The sequence below is a fragment of the Nostoc sp. NZL genome (assembly GCF_015714705.1).
Lineage (GTDB): Bacteria > Cyanobacteriota > Cyanobacteriia > Cyanobacteriales > Nostocaceae > Nostoc > Nostoc foliaceum_A.
In genome coordinates, this window is sequence record NZ_WBKL01000155.1 from 17,338 (window position 1) to 37,269 (window position 19,932).

The 19,932-nt window shown below is 40.1% G+C and carries 19 protein-coding genes and 1 pseudogene; 9 read left to right on the forward strand and 11 right to left on the reverse strand.

What is annotated here, in order from left to right; genetic code table 11:
• Positions 1-30 precede the first annotated feature (30 nt).
• From F8R90_RS22060 to F8R90_RS22090, 7 genes are all read right to left on the reverse strand, one after another.
• Complete coding sequence (locus F8R90_RS22060) at positions 31-1,503, reverse strand: TldD/PmbA family protein (protein WP_190900225.1); 1,473 nt, start codon at positions 1,501-1,503, stop codon at positions 31-33.
• 430 nt (positions 1,504-1,933) lie between these two features.
• Positions 1,934-2,758, reverse strand: a complete 825-nt coding sequence (locus tag F8R90_RS22065) for a glycosyltransferase family 2 protein (protein WP_196512465.1) — start codon at positions 2,756-2,758, stop codon at positions 1,934-1,936.
• A gap of 45 nt (positions 2,759-2,803) precedes the next feature.
• A complete protein-coding gene (locus F8R90_RS22070) occupies positions 2,804-4,108 on the reverse strand; it encodes an NAD(P)/FAD-dependent oxidoreductase (protein WP_196512466.1) in 1,305 nt (434 codons plus the stop codon).
• Positions 4,109-4,203: 95 nt separating this feature from the next.
• Positions 4,204-4,560: an EamA family transporter gene (locus tag F8R90_RS22075; protein WP_196512467.1), complete on the reverse strand. Its 357-nt coding sequence runs from the start codon at positions 4,558-4,560 to the stop codon at positions 4,204-4,206.
• A 36-nt stretch (positions 4,561-4,596) separates the two neighbouring features.
• A complete protein-coding gene (locus F8R90_RS22080) occupies positions 4,597-4,971 on the reverse strand; it encodes an EamA family transporter (RefSeq protein ID WP_230966607.1) in 375 nt (124 codons plus the stop codon).
• A 213-nt stretch (positions 4,972-5,184) separates the two neighbouring features.
• Entirely contained in the window at positions 5,185-5,634 is a 450-nt protein-coding gene (locus tag F8R90_RS22085) for a hypothetical protein (RefSeq protein WP_196512469.1), read from the reverse strand.
• Positions 5,635-7,046: 1,412 nt separating this feature from the next.
• A complete protein-coding gene (locus tag F8R90_RS22090; RefSeq protein ID WP_190900263.1) occupies positions 7,047-7,301 on the reverse strand; it encodes a hypothetical protein in 255 nt (84 codons plus the stop codon).
• A gap of 654 nt (positions 7,302-7,955) precedes the next feature.
• Between F8R90_RS22090 and F8R90_RS22095 the strand changes: the two genes are divergently transcribed.
• From F8R90_RS22095 to F8R90_RS22110, 4 genes are all read left to right on the forward strand, one after another.
• Positions 7,956-10,115, forward strand: a complete 2,160-nt coding sequence (locus F8R90_RS22095; RefSeq protein WP_196512470.1) for a Tex family protein — start codon at positions 7,956-7,958, stop codon at positions 10,113-10,115.
• A gap of 13 nt (positions 10,116-10,128) precedes the next feature.
• Positions 10,129-10,470, forward strand: a complete 342-nt coding sequence (locus tag F8R90_RS22100; RefSeq protein WP_196512471.1) for a 2Fe-2S iron-sulfur cluster-binding protein — start codon at positions 10,129-10,131, stop codon at positions 10,468-10,470.
• Between the two features lie 310 nt (positions 10,471-10,780).
• Positions 10,781-11,179, forward strand: a complete 399-nt coding sequence (locus tag F8R90_RS22105; protein ID WP_190900242.1) for a phage holin family protein — start codon at positions 10,781-10,783, stop codon at positions 11,177-11,179.
• A gap of 143 nt (positions 11,180-11,322) precedes the next feature.
• Positions 11,323-11,514 (forward strand): YqaE/Pmp3 family membrane protein, encoded by a 192-nt coding sequence (locus F8R90_RS22110; RefSeq protein ID WP_190900244.1) that lies wholly within the window; start codon positions 11,323-11,325, stop codon positions 11,512-11,514.
• 336 nt (positions 11,515-11,850) lie between these two features.
• On the opposite strand, the gene F8R90_RS22115 is transcribed toward F8R90_RS22110, so the two are convergent.
• Positions 11,851-12,651 (reverse strand): histidine kinase, encoded by an 801-nt coding sequence (locus F8R90_RS22115; protein WP_190900246.1) that lies wholly within the window; start codon positions 12,649-12,651, stop codon positions 11,851-11,853.
• 191 nt (positions 12,652-12,842) lie between these two features.
• On the opposite strand from F8R90_RS22115, the gene F8R90_RS22120 reads away from it, so the two are divergent.
• From F8R90_RS22120 to F8R90_RS22130, 3 genes are all read left to right on the forward strand, one after another.
• Positions 12,843-13,067, forward strand: a complete 225-nt coding sequence (locus F8R90_RS22120) for a hypothetical protein (RefSeq protein ID WP_190900248.1) — start codon at positions 12,843-12,845, stop codon at positions 13,065-13,067.
• Between the two features lie 55 nt (positions 13,068-13,122).
• On the forward strand, positions 13,123-13,458 hold the full coding sequence (gene petJ / locus F8R90_RS22125) for a cytochrome c6 PetJ (RefSeq protein ID WP_196512472.1): 336 nt from the start codon (positions 13,123-13,125) through the stop codon (positions 13,456-13,458).
• 189 nt (positions 13,459-13,647) lie between these two features.
• A complete protein-coding gene (locus F8R90_RS22130) occupies positions 13,648-14,667 on the forward strand; it encodes an aldo/keto reductase (RefSeq protein ID WP_196512473.1) in 1,020 nt (339 codons plus the stop codon).
• A gap of 318 nt (positions 14,668-14,985) precedes the next feature.
• Here the strand turns inward: F8R90_RS22130 and F8R90_RS22135 are convergent, their stop codons facing one another.
• Complete coding sequence (locus F8R90_RS22135) at positions 14,986-17,439, reverse strand: ATP-dependent Clp protease ATP-binding subunit (protein ID WP_196512476.1); 2,454 nt, start codon at positions 17,437-17,439, stop codon at positions 14,986-14,988.
• 341 nt (positions 17,440-17,780) lie between these two features.
• On the opposite strand from F8R90_RS22135, the gene F8R90_RS22140 reads away from it, so the two are divergent.
• Positions 17,781-18,077 carry a DUF3288 family protein gene (locus F8R90_RS22140; RefSeq protein WP_196512474.1) on the forward strand — a complete coding sequence of 99 codons (297 nt, stop codon included), beginning with the start codon at positions 17,781-17,783 and terminating at the stop codon, positions 18,075-18,077.
• A gap of 108 nt (positions 18,078-18,185) precedes the next feature.
• Complete coding sequence (locus F8R90_RS22145) at positions 18,186-18,329, forward strand: hypothetical protein (protein ID WP_196512475.1); 144 nt, start codon at positions 18,186-18,188, stop codon at positions 18,327-18,329.
• A 62-nt stretch (positions 18,330-18,391) separates the two neighbouring features.
• On the opposite strand, the gene aroC is transcribed toward F8R90_RS22145, so the two are convergent.
• A complete protein-coding gene (gene aroC / locus F8R90_RS22150) occupies positions 18,392-19,480 on the reverse strand; it encodes a chorismate synthase (protein ID WP_190900260.1) in 1,089 nt (362 codons plus the stop codon).
• A gap of 215 nt (positions 19,481-19,695) precedes the next feature.
• Positions 19,696-19,932, reverse strand: a pseudogene (locus tag F8R90_RS22155) (photosystem II q(b) protein); the annotation flags it as partial.

Here is a 19,932-nt window from a genome sequence, read left to right on the forward strand (position 1 = left end):
TTTCCAGATATAACCTCAAAGTTGATGAGGTTATCGTCCACCTACGGTAATAGAATCAACCTTGATGTGGGGTTGTCCTACTGTGGTGTAAATACTGCCACTAACAGAGCCACAAAAACCTGGTGCAATTTCCAAATCTTGGGAACACATGGAAATTTTATTCATAATTTCCTTGGCTTCACCAATCAAAATTGCTCCCTTTAAAGGTTTGGTGATTTTGCCATTTTCAATCAAATAAGCTTCATCGACACCAAAATTAAATTGACCTGTAGCACCAACACTTCCGCCACCCATCTTTTTACAGTAAATACCTTTATCAACAGAGGTAAATAAATCATCAATGCTATATTCGCCAGAATCAATATAAGTATTACGCATCCGGCTAGCAGCAGCAAAGGTATAATTTTGGCGGCGTCCACTTCCAGTTCTGGGGTGTCCGGTGCGTGCTGAACCTGTTCTATCTGCTAAGAAGTTTTTGAGAACGCCTTTTTCAATTAATAAGGTTCTTTGAGCAGGCATACCTTCGTCATCCATGTCAATTGTCCCGAAGGCATTTTCAGACCGCCCTTCATCCCAGGCTGTCAAACTTTCGTGGGCAATTTTTTCGCCTTTTTTGTCAGCAAAGGGAGTGGTATTGCGTTCAATTTGAGTGGTTTCTAGCAGGTGTCCGCAGGCTTCGTGGAAGATTACGCCGCCAAAGTGATTGGCCATAATGATGGGGTAAGTACCCGATTCCACGTAATCTGCGTAGAGCATTTTTCCAGCAGATTCTGCTATTTTCTCAGCCGCTTGTTGAGAATCCCAAGTTCTCAAGAAGTTGGCATCGCTAGTATTACCTGCGCGTTCACCAATGGAAGCACGATTAGCACCATCAGCACACAACAGGTTAAATCCTACTGACTGGGTGAGGCGAATATCACGGGCGAAAGTGCCGTCACTGGCGGCGATTAAAACTTCTTGCCAATCCCGGAAATAGGTAGCACGGCGCGATTGAACATGGCTAGCTTTTTGCTTCAGGTTGGCAGTACCATCAAGAAGGACTTCTCCCATTTCCCGAATGGAGCTACACACTGGTAGCCAGGCATCTTTGCCTCTTTTGGTGGCGTAATCTCTCAATAATTCCAGGTTTATTTCTGGGATGAAAGCTTTAGGAGCAGGTAGTTGCAATCCTAGAATAGAAAGACCTTTTTCTAAGGCTGCTTTCAAACCGGAAAAGGAAAGGTCATTGGTGCTGACGTAGCAATCGGCTTTGCCACGAAATACTCTGACTCCCGCACCTGTAGATAGACTGGGTGAAATACTAGTTATGGAGTCGTCTTCTGCAAGACAACTAATATAGTTGCGACGCTCTAAGAATAATTCGATGAAGTCAGCTCCAGCGGCGCGTCCTAGTCCCAAGAGGGTAGCCAGGGGGGCTTCCCAGGTTTCATCGAAACGCTCTGGTGTGGAGGAATATTGGAGGGTGGGAAGTTGATTCGAGAGAAGTAGCGTACTTGTAAGCATGGGTAGCCTCGTCTGCTGGCGTAATTCAGAGATTTGACTGAAAAATCCTGGTCTGTTCAGTCTAACAAATCAGTGAAAGACACAGTTGGTAGAAAGGCAGTGTGGATTTCCCTCCTAAATAAGGGGCAAAATACCTTTGTCTAGTTAATTAAGATGGTAGCTGGATTTACGCTGTGCTGTACTAGAAGTTTGGGACTATATAAACAAAGCCCGCTTTTGCGGGCTGAGATTTTGATTGAGGGTATCCGTTAAAAATGGAATACACGTATATATGTATTTAACTGGCACTCTTCTTAAGGAAGATGGTCATGAGCTAGAAGATGCTTTAACTGTGGTCAGAATATAGAAACTTGCTGACGGTTAACCCATATTAAATATACAATCTGTTTGTTGCAAACGCTTAATTTAATCCAGGCTATCCATATCAGCTTTATTTACGATTTCCCATTTTAAGTGGAACTATTGCTATTTTTTGCTGATTGAAAGTCTGACCTAGATTTGAAGTTTGTTCTGTCGATGATAGATTCTTAAACAGGAGCTTGAGGGTTCGAGTAATGGTTTTAATAATTTTCATTTTGCTGGCACTTGGCTTTTGATCATATCTCAAAACCATTGGAATTTCTACGATTTTTGGTTTGAGTACTTTGGCTTTCAGTAGTAAATCTATCATGCAAGCAAATCCACTTTCAGTGAATAAACTCTCGCCATAATACATATCCAGTTTACTAACAAAAGTACGGTTATACAGCCTGTAACCACATGTATAGTCTCTTACACCTGGTACACGGGCTGCAATTCTAAAAAGCCAGCTTGCTCCGTAACTCATTATCTCTCTAAATTTTGATAAGCCTATGACTTTAGAGCCTTTTCGATATCTAGATGCGATCGCAATATCATAGCTACCAGCTATCATAGTGTCATACATCTTTATTAATAGTTCTGGCGGTTGAGTGTTGTCGCAATCCATCGCAGCTAAAAAATCGCCTTCTTGAGAAATTTCTAAGAAAGTCGTGAAACCTGTTTTAATTGCTTGACCTAAACCAGCATTTTTGGGATGTTGAACTAATTTCAGTAATATACCCAGTGATTGAGATTCTTCTAAAGCAGTCTGAGCAGTTGCATCCCTGCTACCATCATCAACAAGAATCAGTTCTATCTCCATATTAGAGATTTGCTGCAATGTCTGAAATTTTTTGAACAAGGGGCGAATTGATTCTTGCTCGTTGTATGCAGGTAAAAGAATAAAAAGACTCATAAGTACCTCGTGTAATTTTTCAAATTAAATATCATTACGCAAATTTCAAGAATTCAGTAATGTTGATTTTTTAAGAAATTCATCGACCTGTCGCACAACTGCATTGTTGTTGACACTATCATTGACCAACTGTGAGGTATTGACGACGAAAAAATCATCGTTTTCAGTACTCACTTTTGGAACAAGGCTTGAATAATCTAAAACTTGTAGTGGCTGTACTTTAATAGCTCGATTAATGTGTGCCGCGACAATATCATCTGCTTTAAGTTCTGGGAACATTAAACGTATACCCTGGAAAAATACTTGGCGCAATTCATCGTCTGGCTGTTTTAACAGCGGGTCAGTGGAAAGTATATATTTTGGTAGGAATGTCATGTGATATCCTTCTGTCTCTTGCAAAGAAACTAAGTTGCTCATACCGATGACTCCGGTAAAAGGAATATTTCTATCGGCAATATTTACTACGTAATAAGGGACTAGAGCCTTGCGAGTAATAAGTACCATGCAGATTACACCCAGGTATTCTACTGTTTCATCAGTGTCTGAAACTTTCACCAATTCATTGGCAGCAACCTGTTGCAGAATATTAACTGGGCCAGTAAAAATGACTTTATCAAAATGTTCCTTTTTGCCCTGATATTCTACCCACATTCCACCCCCTGGATGAGGTGCAATATATTCTACTGCTACACCTGTATGGATATGTCCTCCAGCCGCGTAAATTAATTTTTCTATATGGTCAAAAACAGTTTTGTAACCACCTGAGACATAACCAAGCTGTTCTTTATTTAAAGAAGAATCCCGTGCTGAAAATAGTCGTTTGATATAAGCCCAGATAAAAACTGCTGAGATTCGCTTATAGTTCTCTCCTAATTTAGATAAAAGCAAGGGTTTCCAAAGTTTTTCGTATGTATTGTTCCCACCTAGTTTCAAGAGCCAATCTTCAACTAATATCTTCTCTAAACGCCTCCAGTTATTAAGCCGTGAACCATACAGGAGAGTAAAAGCTAATCTGATTTTACTTATAAGTCCAAATAAGGGAAAGCGTAAAAATTCTATGCTGTTACTGATAGAATAAAATTTTTTACTGTCGTAGAAGCCTGTTAAACTTCGATGCCAACGCAGTTTATCTCCAAGACCAATATCTCTGAGGAAATTTATTAAATGAGTATCAGAAGGGAGGATAACGTGATAAAAGCGATCCCAGGTAAACAACCCATAATCATGATAGGTGGTAAGACCACCAAGCTGCTTATTACTATCGAATACAGTTACTTTATGCCCTTGATGTGAAAGACGTTGGGCTAATACTAGCCCAGTTATACCCCCGCCAATGATGCCTATATTCATAAATTTAATTTAGATTTTTGTAGGGGAACTTTTGAAATTTATATTCAGAGAAGTTTAATATTAATTAATAGCCTTGATCTCTGTGCATTTAGCTATTAGTTTACAACAAGAACTACACCAGTTATGATAATGGAAATCCCTACCCACTGGCTAAATATAACTTGCTCTTTTAGAAGATAATGAGAAGCAATTGGTATAAGTGCATACATTAATCCTAAAACTGGAAATGCTTGACTCAGAGGAATTGTCTGCAATACATAAAGCCACAATATAGTCATAAATGTATAGCAGACAAACCAAATCCAAAAATAACGAGACAATAACAGATTTCGGATAGATGTGTTTGCTCCCTTCGTAGGGCTAGAAATGTAAAGTCCATACTTTAGTGATAGGTTAGCAGTTGTTCCGAATAAAACTACAAGCATTAAAACTAGCCAAGTAATTATGTTCATTTATCAATCCTTATTTTTATGGGATTTACTATAATTTTATGTAGATTTTTTTAATGGAATGACCACTAAGAGAACACCCAAAAAAATCGTGATTACTCCTCCTATACGAGTTAGTGTAATCACTTCATTAAAAAAGTAGTATGAACCAAAAAGTATCCCGACATAATTTAAACTAGTCAGTGGATAAGCAATACTCAATTTTACAGACCGCAGAGCCAATATCCAATTTACTACTCCCAAGCAATAAACAGTAATAGCTAATGCTAATTTTTGAATAAATACCCAATTAAATAATCCCTCATTTGTATTACTCATAGTATGCTTCATCAGCAATTGCCCAGAAATACTAAATAAAATACTGACAAATAAAATGATATAAGGAATTATTTTAAAGTTTGAAGTTTGCGACATAGATTTCATAGTACATTTGCCTTACTCGATATAGAATGTATCAACCAGACAGGAAACATCTCATCGTTTTGAACCTTTCTGATCTCGACCACACCTTCTGTGCAATTCGGCTTCCACTTCAATAAATAGACAACAAAATTAGGAAGGCTATGTTGAAGGTACTGTTATCAAAATGAGCATCGAAGCTAATGTCCAAGAGTTAGCAACTAAATACTATGCAGCTTGCAATATGGCTAGTGTATTATGGCAGTAGAGTACGCTCAATTGGTTTAATGCGTTATATTCCAAGACAAACCAGTCTTTTTTCTTGGTAATTGGCACAATTAATTTAGGCTTTGCCGAACTGTGAATTGCAGAAATCTTCTGTATCAGCCAGTTATGCTTCAATAATACCTTTAGTGCGATCGCAATATCTAGGTCATAGCCTATGCAGACATAGGCAAGGTTGAGGTCTTTGCCACAAATCTTCTCTTGAAAAAATTTACCAGTGTGTGTAGGTGTAGTCCCTCGTAGACACCGTTTATGCTGAAGTCGGATTCGACCCACATATTCAACAGATGGAGCGAAACGAATAATAATGGATTGCCAGAATTTTTGATTAATCCATTCATTAACTTTCATCAGTTGTATTGTATCCTGCTGTAGAAATCTTGTTGAAGACACTACTGAACCTCTCAGCCCATTAACTTATATATCAAAACAAAGCTGGATTGAAAATGCCCTTAATTTGCCCAGAAAAATTTATTGTTTTACTGATATACAATATAATTTCTCCAAGTTCACAGACATATCTGCAACCTCGGCTGTGAATTAAGCCGATTAATAAAAATTTGTACTTAAATTAGATGTCTATACGTACTCTTTTTGGACATGGGAATACAATAAGTAATAAGAGTCTGCTTGGTTGCAGAAATCAATAGATAAATCCGGTCACGGTAATGCGCTTTATAGGTTTCTAGGAAATATTACTGCATGTCCAAATGGAGCCTTTTAGACACTAACGGCTAATATAAACTAGTGTCGATTTATGAACTCAAACTTTATGTTGATTGCATCGGATTTGAGGTATTTTCACATTTCACATTCTTTATAGGTTGGGTTTGCTTGACTGTTTTTTATCACATGTAATTTTAACTAGAGGTTTACTTTAAATTTATTCTTACATGTAATCACCTACTAGAATACCACGAGAAAGGTCTGTTGCAAATTTATCGCTACACTTCATCAAAAATTCATTTTCCGAAAATATACTTAAACAAAAACTTCATAAAATCGAAACTTTCCTCTAGATGAATTTTTGTTTTGAGGATTTGTACATTTATGAAGAACTTTCTGGCTAACAAACTTGTAGAAGTTGCGATTTAGTATCAAACTCCATAGCAGTCCGCTTTGATCTTTCAACTTACTGCCGTGGGTAGGGAACAAGATACAGGGAAGAGTCTCTTCGAATTGTACGGAGTTTTTCAAAAATCAAATAGGAGTCCTATAAAAGTGTAAAGCTAAGAATTATTTAAATCAGAATTGCAACTTGAACAGCAGTGCAAAGAAAGAGAGAAATTAGTATATAATCACACTAAGTATACAAATAAGTACAAAAAATTATAGATGGCAACGGTAGTCTAAATCGTTTTCTATTTACCCACGAAAATCTTCAAATTCAGATACACAGAAGTTTGCAAGTAACTAAGGTACAAAATGCAGGACTCAAAATCAGATATTTAGAGTTTTTACCTTTTGCTTCAAAATCCGTAGCTTTGTACCTGCTTGACACAAGAAAATTTAGTTGAAAGATAATTCAGACATCAAGTAAGCAGAAAGAGCCTATTTCTGAATTTTTTCATCAAGCTTTATTTGAGAATAGGGTTCATAAGCTGAAGTAGAATCTCAAGCTTGCTATTATTAGGAAATATCCTAGTTGAAAAACGAGTTTAAAGCAGTCAATACCCTACTCACAGGGAAGAAGTTCCGATAAACAATAATTACCAAGTTCTATTTTTAAAGATATTACTGGGGTCGCTGACTTCTAATTATCCACCAGTTTAAAGTTTAGAAAAATTAGTTCGTGGTAGTTGGGATTATTTAATTTCTCTAGATTGCTTTCCTGTAGCTTCAATCTGTTTGGATTCATTTTCCTGCAAAAGCTTGTTGGTAATGATTAAGACAATGATTAACAATCCAAACTGAATCTGCCAGGGTGCTAATACTAAGGTTAAAATCAAGCTAATAGCTGCAAACACACCTGCAAGATATGCAATTTCATCAGTACTCTTTTTAAATAAGTAGCCAATAGCTAAAGCAGTACACAGTGGTATCAAGAAAAACAAAGGCATCTTCCTAACTTATGAACTAAAAGTTGTTGTGCGTATAAAACAAATTGAAATTGTTTTTGTAATTGTGGTTAATTTTACATCCAATAAGGTTTTAGCTACAACAGCCCATAGAAATAAATATTATAGAAAGTCAAGATTACGCAACGTTGGATCTTGTACCAATTGGAATATTGCGCTTCCTATGCTGGTGAGGTATTGCTAGACCTCAGATATCAAGCATTTTAGCTTTGAAAATCTACATAATCTGATTTAGAAGTGCTGTAATGATTCCGATAGGTGAAGCACCCAAAAGCTTGGCGAATAACTCCTTTCTCTGTGGTCGATGCTGTGCGTAGTAAGCTTTAAGAATAGGGGTATTAGATGCTACTTCTATAGGAAGAAGTACACAATCCCTTCCAGTGGCGCTCATTTTGCCGCTATCCCGACTCAGCATAGCTGCGCTATGCTATACAAACTCTCTTTTACCAATGCTTTACCCATGCGGATTGAAAGGGTTTAACACTTGCGTAGGTGGGTTTTGTCTATATTTACCAATTGCACTCTTGTGAGCAATCATCTGGTAAATTAGCTTAAAACTTTGGACTTGCGCCAGGATCAGGATCTAGCATATTACCTTTAGAAGTAGCATTTTCATTTTTTCATTTTAGACACCTAATGCTGAACATTCCTCAATTACTGGCAACTGAAATAAACCTCAAACCCCATCAGGTGCAAAATGCGCTGGAACTTTTGGCGGAGGGTGCAACAATTCCCTTTATTGCACGTTACCGCAAAGAGCGCACTGATGAGATGAATGAAGTGCAACTACGTGAACTGGCTGATCGATATACTTATTTAACAGAACTGGAAGAACGAAAATCGGTGATTTTAAGTGCGATCGCTGACCAAGGTAAACTTACAGATGAACTCAAAGCCAAAATCTCATCCTGCTTACAAAAAACCGAACTTGAGGATTTATACTTACCCTATCGACCAAAGCGGCGCACTCGCGCCACCATCGCCAGAGAAAAAGGACTCGAAGCACTGGCGGAATTCATCAAGTCACTAAATGTCAAAAATGCTGCTACAGCTTCCCTGGAAGAAGCAGCTGCTAAGTATATTTCTGAAACCAAGGGAGTAAAAACAGCAGAAGAAGCGCTCAAAGGTGCTGCTGATATTTTGGCGGAAGAAGTAGCTGAAAAAGCTGAATTACGCGCATATATCCGTGACTATCTTTTAGAAGAAGGAGTATTCATCTCCCGCATCAAAGATGATTATCCCGAAGGTACAACCAAATTTGAGATGTATCGTAACTATCAAATTAGGGTAAAAAATATTGCACCACACAATATGCTGGCGTTGTGTCGGGGTGAAACTGAAAAAGTATTAAGCTTTGAAATCGCTTTCGATGAGGATACGGTACTTTACTATCTTGAGTCTAAAGAAATTAAAACCAAAGTTCGGACAATTCGGGATTTTTATCAGGCGATGCTGAAGAATGCATTTAACCGTTTGATGAAAATCTCTCTAATGGGAGAGGTGATTTCTGAGAAGAAAATTTATGCAGATATAGAATCGATCAAGACATTTGAAACTAATCTGCGGGAGTTGCTGCTGTCTGCACCAGCAGGTATGAAACCAACGCTGGCGATAGACCCTGGATTTAGAACTGGATGTAAAGTTGCTGTCCTCGACCAAACGGGGAAATTTTTGGAATATCAAGCAGTATTTCCCCACCAAGCGGCTGAACAACGACTCAAAGCTGCACAAACTGTCAAAAATCTGATTGAAAAGTACAAAATTGAGTTAATCGCTATCGGTAACGGTACAGCCTCACGCGAGACAGAGGAATTTGTCACACAAGTATTACAAAATATAGAACGCAAACCAGTGAAGGTGATGGTGAATGAGTCTGGCGCATCTATATATTCTGCAAGTAAAGTAGCACTGGAAGAATTTCCCGATTTAGATATTACCGTGCGCGGTGCGATTAGCATCGGTCGCCGTTTACAAGACCCTTTGGCGGAACTAGTGAAAATTGATCCCAAATCCATTGGTGTGGGACAATATCAGCACGATGTCGATCAGAAGTTGTTGAAAAAGAAATTAGATGACACCGTGGAAAGCTGTGTTAACTACGTCGGTGTAGACTTAAACACCGCATCCAAAGAACTTCTCACTTCCGTCTCTGGGATTACGGCAACAGTTGCCAATAATATTGTCGCCTATCGTAACCAGAATGGAGCCTTTAAAAATCGCAGACAACTGTTGAAAGTTCCAAAGCTGGGGCCGAAAGCCTTTGAACAAGCGGCGGGTTTTCTGCGGATTCGCGGCGGTGAAAACCCATTGGATAATACAGCAGTGCATCCAGAGAGTTATTCTGTAGTAGAAGCGATCGCATCTGATCTAAATGTGCCATTAAATCAGGTGACACAAATTGCCGAAAAACTCAAAAAGACCAACCTGAAGAAATACGTTACCGATAGCGTCGGTGAACCCACACTACGCGACATTCTCAGCGAACTAGAAAAACCAGGTAGAGATCCTCGCGCTGAGTTTAAGTATGCCACCTTCAAAGAAGGAATTAAGGAAATCAGGGACTTAAAGGTGGGAATGGAACTAGAAGGAATGATTACAAATGTCGCTAACTTCGGCGCGTTTGTCGATATCGGCGTACATCAAGATGGCTTGGTGCATATATCTCAACTTGCTGATAGATTTGTAGACGATCCGAAAAAAGTTGTCAAAGTTGGACAAGTAGTCAAAGTGCAGGTGTTAGAAATCAATGAGAAACTGAAGCGGATTAGTTTGTCTATGAAAACAGTTAAGCAATAATTAGAAACAGCAGATGGCAGTTTATCAAGTTCGATTTATCAATCCTACACTTGGGTTAGATCGCACCATTCAAGTACCTGATGATCAATATATTCTAGATATGGCGGAAGATACTGGTATCCGCCTACCATCTGGGTGTAAACAAGGCGAATGTTCTGCTTGTATAGCCAAACTCATTAGCGGTGGAGTTGATCAAAGTGAGCAAAAATTTCTGCGTCCAAGTGAAATACAAGCTGGTTACGTCGTGACTTGTGTAACTTACCCCTTATCTAATTGCACTTTAGAAACCCATCAAGAACAAGTTTTATATAAATCAGCACTTTACTATCAGCCTGAGTCTGGAAAATCTGACTGATTTTTGCCCGATCACATTAAATTAATCTTAAATTCGTAGGGTGCGTTAAATTTGTTTAACGCACCCTTAAATATAAGGCATCACAGCACTTGTAAGTTTTGCAATTGGTCGAACAGAGTCAGGGAGCATAGTTTTGCGACTTTACAATGTATTGCATGTATATAATATATGTATAAGAATCGTATATTTTTCTAAATGATCGGCCTAACGATAGAAGGTAATTCTATCTTGCAAGAGAGGCTAAAACCTAGCACATAGTTGAAGATGAGATAAGAAGTTACAAAAAATCTCTAGTGATTAGGTAAGAAAAATGTTAACACCATTATTAACCGCCCTAGCTACAGCTTTGAGCCTGTTGATTGTTGATTTAGTTGTTCCAGGCGTTAATATTGCTAATTTTCCCGCAGCGATGATTGCCGCTTTAGCAATTGGTCTAATTAACGGTTCAGTTAAACCAGTTCTCTCTACTCTTTCTCTACCTCTTAACTTTCTATCATTTGGAGCATTTTCGCTCGTCGTCAACGGTTTGTGTTTCTGGTTAGCATCAGCATTCGTTCCAGGCTTCTCAGTTCGCGGAATTATTGGTTTCCTTCTTGGGCCAGTTATTCTAACTTTTGCTAACACCTTCATTAACAACTACTTTGTTGAAAGAAACCTTTTAACTGGCAGTGGTAATATTAAAAGCCAAGATCAATTACCCTCTAGATAAGTATCAATAGGAGTAGAAACATTAGTTATATCCTGTTTCTACTCCATATAAAATCTCCGAATTAAGATAACTCATGAGGTAGATTTTCTAATTCGGTATCTTCAAGAGAACGTAGTTAAACAAAATCACAAAGTTGTAAAATCATGAAATTAGTTCGTTATCTTCTAGGTTTGTTAGTGCCTCCTTTAGGCGTTTTCTTGACAGTTGGTGTTGGCCCGACTTTGTTTATTAACATTTTGCTCACAGTTCTAGGTTGGCTTCCCGGTAGTATTCATGCAATTTGGGTTATTGCCAAGCATGATGAACAGCTGAATAGAGAAGGAGGCATTTACTAATACGTAAGATTAATATTAGGGCTTCTAATTAAGTTAGTGCGTTAGGTGAAAAACCTAACGCACTAACTTTTATGTATGGAATCTGCTCATTTTGGTAGACGTATATTTCAAGATTATTTGCAAAAGAAAAACATTTCTGAAAAGTGCCTAATACCAAGTTGCAAAAGTTGGTATTATTTAGAATAAAGGTCGTTACTGGAATGACTTATTGAACAAATAATACGAACAAAGACAACTTGGTATAATGCATGCACCCCTACATTAAGATGGTGCGTTAAGCTTTCGCTTAACGCACCCTACTTAAGATTTATTGAGCTAAATCAACATCAAAGCAGACTATTTATGAATAGTCTCGCGCTCTTTATTAGCAGGCTCCTTATCTTTGAACAAGTCAGCTGCCGTTAAGAGTAACTCCCTTAATGTTTGTTTGATTTGGCGCTCTTTTCTTGCTAGAGATGTACCAGCTTCACCCAGTTTATCTTCAAGCTGCGATCGCTTTTGTTCTACCTGTACAGCCATAGATTCTGCTTGAGGACGAGCTTTATCGTACCAGTGTTTAGCCTCATCTAGATAATCTTGAACTTCCATATTACGTCCGCCATAGCGTGCAGCTAAGTTAGCTCGGACAATGGCTAGCTGCGCTTGCAGTTGCGCGTAACGTTTCTTTAACAATCCTACTTCTTCACTATCTTTAATAGCATTTACAGCAGAATCAATTGCAGTTTTGGTACTAGCTGGTTTTTCCTTACCAGTCTCTTCAATCTCTGCCAAAATTACATCAACCTCTTGCTGGAGTTGTTCTTCTTCACCATCCAGTTGAGCCTGTAGCCTCTTTATATCTGTCTGAGTTTGAGCAATGCTTTCGTGCCTTTTGCTATTAATCCCTTCTAGTGCTCCTTCAATGGAAGCTGTCACTTCATCTTTGAGTTCGCTACCTTTTTCTTGGAAGTTTTCAATTACAGCAGAAACGGCATCTTTAACAAGGTTACGAACTTCACTAGAACCTTGTTTAAACTCAGACGCAACTTGAGAAACTGCGGATTTCACAATTTCTCGAATCCGCTCAGTTCTTAATTGTCCAGTTTCTTTAGCTTGTTGCAGGTCTGCTTGAATTTGTTGTTTGATATTGTTAGGCATTTTCAACTCTTGGGATTTAACTAATTTGGATAAAATTTTCTAGACATGTTCTCATACACATATTATGGCGTAGCCTGATAAGGCTTGGCACTTCCTTTAGATAGAAAATAATAACCCTAAAGAGGTGATGTGTAGCATGTTGCCCATTTGTGAGATGATTAATATTTGTTGGTAGTAATTGAGATGAAAATATGTGGCAAGTAAATATTACTTGTTCAGGTGATGCCTGGAAGCTTTATGGTACTGAATTTAAAGCGATCGCAGAGAAATATCAAGGTGAATTAATTGGTTCCAAAAAAATGCCAGATGGTACGCGCATCATGTCCTATAAAATTGAGGATGTTAGTGATGCAGAAGCCTTTCAAGAAGATTGTGCAAATTTTGCTGGATTTACAACAGACTTTGAATCCCTTTAGTATTGCTTCTTACATTTATACCTGCAACTAGTATGTCAAAATCGGGAGAAGTTAATTGAAAAATTTACTCGCATTAGTATTAGTAACATTTTTGTTATTAATCAGTACTTTTACTTTGCCTGCTAGTGCAGTAGACACAGCTAACGGGGAACAAATATTTAGTGTTCATTGTGCTGGTTGTCATATCAACGGCAGCAACATAGTTAGGCGTGGTAAAAACCTCAAAAAGCAAGCGCTGAAAAAGTACGGGATGGATTCAATAGAGGCAGTTACATCTATAGTTACCAATGGTAAAAATAATATGTCAGCTTACAAAGAGCGCCTCAATGAACAGCAAATTAAAGATGTTGCTGCTTACGTTCTCGAACAAGCTGAAAAAGGTTGGCATTAGAAAGTTAGGAGTTAGGAGTTAGAGACGCGATTAATCGCGTCTGTATAGGAGTTAGAAGTTAGGAATTAATAATGATCAGCTATGATTTATATATCATTAAAATCTTAATTCTTTCGTTTTCAACGCCACTTGCGACAACTCTATTGACCAGAGTAACGCAGTGGTTACTCCTAACTCCTAAACTTGAAAATGAACTTACCCGCAGCTAGCCGTCTCCAATTCACTCCCGATTTAAACATCTGCCGCATATTAAATGGTATGTGGCAAGTTTCCGGCGCACACGGACAGATATATCCCAATGCCGCCATTGAGACTATGTTCAAGTATTTAGATGCAGGCTTTACCACTTGGGATTTAGCAGACCATTATGGGCCCGCAGAAGACTTTATTGGTGAGTTTCGCTGTCAACTAATTGATACTCGTGGGAAAGATGCTTTATCCAAGGTACAAGCATTTACAAAATGGGTGCCTCGTCCAGGCAAAATGACGAAGAAACTGGTCGAGGAAAATATTGATATTTCTCTGAGAAGAATGAATGTGGAATCGTTAGATTTGATGCAATTCCACTGGTGGGAATATCAGGATAAAAATTACCTGGATGCCCTCAAGTATATGGCAGAACTTCAGACTGAGGGTAAAATTAAGCATCTAGGTTTAACTAATTTTGACACGGAAAACTTGAAGATTATTACCGAAGCAGGTATCAAAATTGTTTCTAACCAAGTGCAATTTTCCCTTGTTGACCGCCGTCCTGAAGTTAATATGGTGGAGTTTTGTCAACAGCATGGCATAAAGCTTTTTACTTACGGTACATTGTGCGGCGGTTTGTTATCAGAAAACTATTTGGGTAAACCGGAACCACGAGGATTTGATTTATCCACTGCTAGTTTAAAAAAATATAAAAATATGATCGATGCTTGGGGTGGTTGGCAATTATTTCAAGAGTTGCTGGCTATTCTAAAGGAAATTGCTAATAAGCATGGGGTAAGCATCTCCAACGTAGCAGTGCATTACATTTTAGATCAGCCAACTGTGGGAGGTGTGATAGTTGGTGCCAGACTTGGTGTATCTGAACATATAGAAGATAACGCCAAAGTATTTAGTTTTAGTTTAGATGCTGACGATCGCGATCGCATCAATGCTGTATCTCGGCAGTCACGCGATTTGTACCAGCTTATCGGCGATTGTGGCGACGAATATCGCCGATAATTATCGCGAAAGGGATGATATCCGGTGAAGGTTACTGTGGAAACTACTGTTGCTAGACATGCCCCTAAACTTTACCAGATGCTTATATTGACGCTCAGGAAGTTTCCTTAGCAGCTAATGCTATTGTAGAAACATCAAAAAAACACGCCCCAACACAAAAAAGCCCCCGGTATTTCTACCAGGGGTGAAAAATATAATACCATTTCACTTTATGTTTGTCGGAGATGCCCCTGTTGGTGCCTCTACTTAGACGAGAGGCTTGAGTGCTTCTCAAATATTACACCAAAAAGTGATTAGGTATAAATATTAGCCAACATATCAGCTAACATTTGCCAAGAGCAATTCTCGTTTTTCTGATTTTTGTACTCTCACCTGAGAGTCATCATCAACATCGATAATTGCTGTGTCTCCATCTGTAATTTCACCAGACAGCATTGCTTCGGCCAGAGAATCTTCTAGGAGGCGCATAATTGCCCGGCGTAATGGTCTAGCACCATAGCTGGGGTTATAGCCTTCTTGTACCACACGTTCCTTGAAGCGATCGCTAACTTCTAGGATAATTCCCTTTTCCGTCAAGCGGCTAGCAACATCGCGGAGCATAATTTCAGCGATTTGCTTAACTTCATCCTTGGAAAGCTGGGTGAAGACGATAATCTCATCGAGACGGTTGAGGAACTCAGGACGGAAGTAAGCTTTCAATTCCTCATTTACTAAGGTGCGGATGCGGTTATAACTAGCATCGGCTTGAGTGTCGAAATCAAAGCCTAAGCCACTACCACCTTTTTCAATCACCTTGGAACCGATGTTGGAAGTCAAAATGATCAGCGTGTTCTTGAAGTCCACTTTCCGACCTTTGGCATCAGTAAGATGACCGTCATCCAAGAGTTGCAACAGCATATTGAATACATCGGGGTGAGCTTTTTCGATTTCGTCGAATAGCAGCACTGTGTAAGGTTTCCGTCGCACGGCTTCTGTAAGTTGTCCGCCTTCGTCGTATCCGACATAACCAGGAGGTGAACCAATTAACTTGGCGACCGTGTGGCTTTCCATGTATTCGGACATATCTAGGCGAATCATCGAGTCTTCCGCACCGAAGAAGTAGGCAGCTAGCGCCTTCGCCAATTCTGTTTTACCAACTCCAGTTGGGCCAGAGAAGATAAAGCTAGCAATAGGACGATTGGGATTTTTTAATCCAACGCGGGCGCGACGGATACCGCGAGATACAGCCGAGACTGCTTGCTCTTGACCGATGAGCCGTTGGTGTAGAGTGTCTTCTAGGTGCAGAAGCAACTCTGACTCAGATTCAGTTAGCTTGTTGACTGGTACGCCAGTCCAAGAGGCAACAATTTGGGCGATGTCTTCTTCATCAACTACAGTAGAGTTAACAGGTTGATCGCTTGGTGTAAAGGTTGCTTGCAGTTGTTCTGCAAGTTTTAACTCTTGGTCGCGCAGTTGTGTCGCTTTGTCAAAATCTTGGACTCTGACTGCTGCTTCTTTTTCTTTGGTAACGCCAGCGAGTTCACGCTTGAGTTCTTTATTAGGAGAACTCTGAGAGTTCCGCAGACGAACGCGAGAACCAGCTTCATCAATCAAGTCTATTGCCTTGTCGGGCAAGAAGCGATCGCTAATATAGCGGTCTGATAATTCTGCTGCTGCTACAAGTGCTGCATCCAAAATTGTGACTTTGTGGTGCTGTTCGTAAGCGCCGCGCAAGCCGTAAAGAATTTGTACGGTTTCTTCTACTGAGGGTTCCCCAACCATAATTGGTTGGAAACGACGCTCTAGGGCAGCATCGCGCTCAATGTGCTTCCGATACTCATCAAGGGTAGTTGCGCCGATGCACTGGAGTTCACCCCGTGCTAAGGCAGGTTTGAGGATGTTGGCTGCATCCAAACCACCTTCTGTACCACCAGCGCCAACCAAGGTGTGAATTTCGTCAATTACCAGAATGATATTGCCCACAGTGCGGACTTCTTCCACGACTTTTTTGATGCGTTCTTCAAAATCGCCACGGAAGCGAGTTCCAGCCACCAATGACCCCATATCGAGGCTGATGACTTGCTTGCCCTGTAAGGTTTCAGGAACATCTTGGTTGATAATCCGTTGAGCTAGACCTTCTGCGATCGCAGTTTTACCAACTCCTGGTTCGCCAATCAACACTGGGTTATTCTTAGTGCGGCGACCGAGAATTTGGATCGCACGCTCAATTTCCTTCTGGCGACCCACTACGGGGTCGAGTCTGCCTTCTTGTGCTAATTTGGTCAAATTCCTGCCAAACTCTTCCATCGTTAGCGGTTGGGTGCGCTTTTGACTACCACCACCAGCTAAAGCTGGGGCATTTTCACCCAAACGCCGAACTATGGCGCTGCGGACACTCTTGAAGTCTACCCCTAGATTTTGCAGGACTTTGGCGGCGACACCTTCACCAGCCTCGGTCAATCCTAAGAGTAAGTGTTCAGTGTTAATGTAATTCTGTCCCAGACTATGAGCTTCTTTAAAGGATTGCTCAAAGAGGCTTTTCACCTTGGGGGTAAAAGGAATTTCCGGTGGTACAAAGCCAGAACCTCTACCAATAATTTTTTCTACCTCGCGGCGTGCGTCTTTGAGGGTAACGCCTAATTCGGCCAGCACTTTAGCAGCAACCCCAGTTCCTTCTCCCATCAAACCCAGGAGAATTTGTTCAGTTCCTACGAAGTTGTGTCCCAGGCGACGTGCTTCCTCCTGAGCTAGCATAATTACTCTTATGGCTTCGGAAGTGAAGTGTTCAAACATAGCGGGTTCTTGCTCCCTTGCTGCTTGGACTTTGGGTGAGATAAAATTCACCCTCATCTAAAGTTTTTTGTATTTTCTTAAGGACTAATGTAACTTTATTTAAACTTAAGTGGCAGTGGTGAGAGCCGTAAGACCTCAGGTGTAGTTGCCGTCTAAGAGGAGTTAGGAGTGATGAGTTAGGAGTGATGAGTAAGTAATGAGTTATCAAGTTTACAATTATTTTGTCAGTACAAAAGATGATTTTCTTTTGCCTTTTCTGCTCCTCTGCTCTCAGCTAAACTTAAAAACTAAGACTTAGCACTCTTAACTCTTAACTCTTAACTTTTCATTCAGGACTGACGATGACTGAAGCAACGGCCGGCAAAGACCAACAACACCCTCTTTATAACCGCGATCGTCCTCTTATTGATATCTTACTCGCTCAAGAGGCGACAGACTATAACTTAGCAGAATTGGCTAGACTGCGAATGCGTTATCAAGGGTTTCCAGGGGCAAGAGACATCCAAAAAGACCTAGATAAAGTCTTGCAGCAGTGGGATTTGACTGAAGCGGAACTTTATGAGAAAACTCGCCAAATTCACAACCTGGGGGGTATTTACAAAAGTCGTGGGAAGAAAGACGAACAGGATTGGAATTAGACAAGCAGTAAAGTGCTTAGAGAATAAGGATTTTGGTCTTTACTAGGATATTCTCTGCTCATCAATTTAAAATTGGCAGACTACTAGTGATCTGTGAGATTCATTTTAATGAGCAAGAAAACGAACCGCATCCGCGCAACGTCTGGTAGAGAAGAACACAAAGTAAGATGGAAAACCTATACGGCAATTCAAGTTGCCAATATTCTACAACTCGTCAGTGTGAGTAGTTCACAGAGTCCAAATATTTTTTAAGAGGGCGAGTAAGATACACACCCCAGGAAAATAAATATTTTTTGTAAGTCGATGTGTAGTGCCTACAAGACCTTACACTGCCCATGATGCCGTAACAAATGGTCACACAGAACCAACGCCACCATAGCTTCAACCATTGGAACTGCACGCGGAAGTACACAAGGATCATGGCGTCCTTTCGCTGCTAATAGCGTTTCTTCGCCCTCACGAGTTACAGTCTTCTGCTCTTTTCTAATTGTTGCTGTCGGCTTAAATGCAACTCGCAAAATAATATTTTCTCCGTTGGAAATCCCCCCTTGAATACCACCAGAACGGTTTGTTAGTGTGCGGATTTCATCATTTTGATCAATATAAAATTCGTCGTTATGCTCAATTCCCGTTAGCAGCGTTCCCCCAAAACCGGAACCTATTTCAAAGCCTTTGCTAGCAGGGAGAGACATGACACCCTTAGCGATATCAGCTTCTAATTTATCAAATACTGGTTCGCCTAAACCTTTCGGCACATTTCGTGCCACACATTCTACTACACCGCCGATAGAATCACCTTGTCTACCTGTTTGCTCAATTAATTCAATCATGCGATCGCAACATTCAGTATCGGGACAGCGGACGATGTTGCTTTCCACTTGTTCTAAGGTGACAGTATTTGGATCAACTACACCTTCTAAGTCTTTGATGCGCTTAACGTAAGCGATAATTTCGACATTGGCGACTTGACGGAGAATTTTTTTAGCGATCGCACCTGCTGCTACTCTTCCGATTGTTTCACGGGCTGACGACCTACCCCCACCTTGCCAATTGCGAATGCCATATTTTGCATCATAAGTTGCATCCGCATGAGAAGGTCGATACTTCTGTGCCATCTCGTCATAATCTTGAGGACGAGTATCTTGATTACGTACCAAGATTGTTATAGGCGTTCCCAGCGTTTTGCCTTCAAATACCCCTGATAAAATCTCGCAGGTATCCGCTTCTTTGCGGGGGGTCGTAATTTTACTTTGTCCTGGACGCCTTCTATCTAGTTCTACTTGAATTTCTTCTGCCGAAATTTCTAGTTGTGGAGGACAACCATCAATCACAACCCCCACACCGCCGCCGTGAGACTCGCCAAAAGTACTAATGCGAAATAGATGACCAAAAATATTGCCCATGATTTTGAGGAAAAAGGTGAGGCTTATGTATTCTATCTAGAGTTCTTGCAAAAGTTGATTTTTACTCTTATTTTTGTAGAACTTTCCGCTATTTTTCTGAGTTTTTATCCAACTCCATAACAGTAAATATTTCATCCGTTGCTAATTTGCTAACTTAAATTAAAAGCGCCCTCCCAATTTGGGAGAGCGCTTTTTGATTTAGCTAAACTTGAGAATTAACCGTTGATAGCAGGAGCAGTCAGAGCGACAGGAGCAACATCACCAGCAGCCAAATCTAAGGGGAAGTTGTGAGCGTTACGCTCGTGCATTACTTCCATACCCAGGTTAGCCCGGTTGATTACATCAGCCCAAGTGCTGATAACGCGACCTTGAGAATCAATGATTGATTGGTTGAAGTTGAAACCGTTCAAGTTGAACGCCATTGTGCTTACACCCAAGGCGGTGAACCAGAT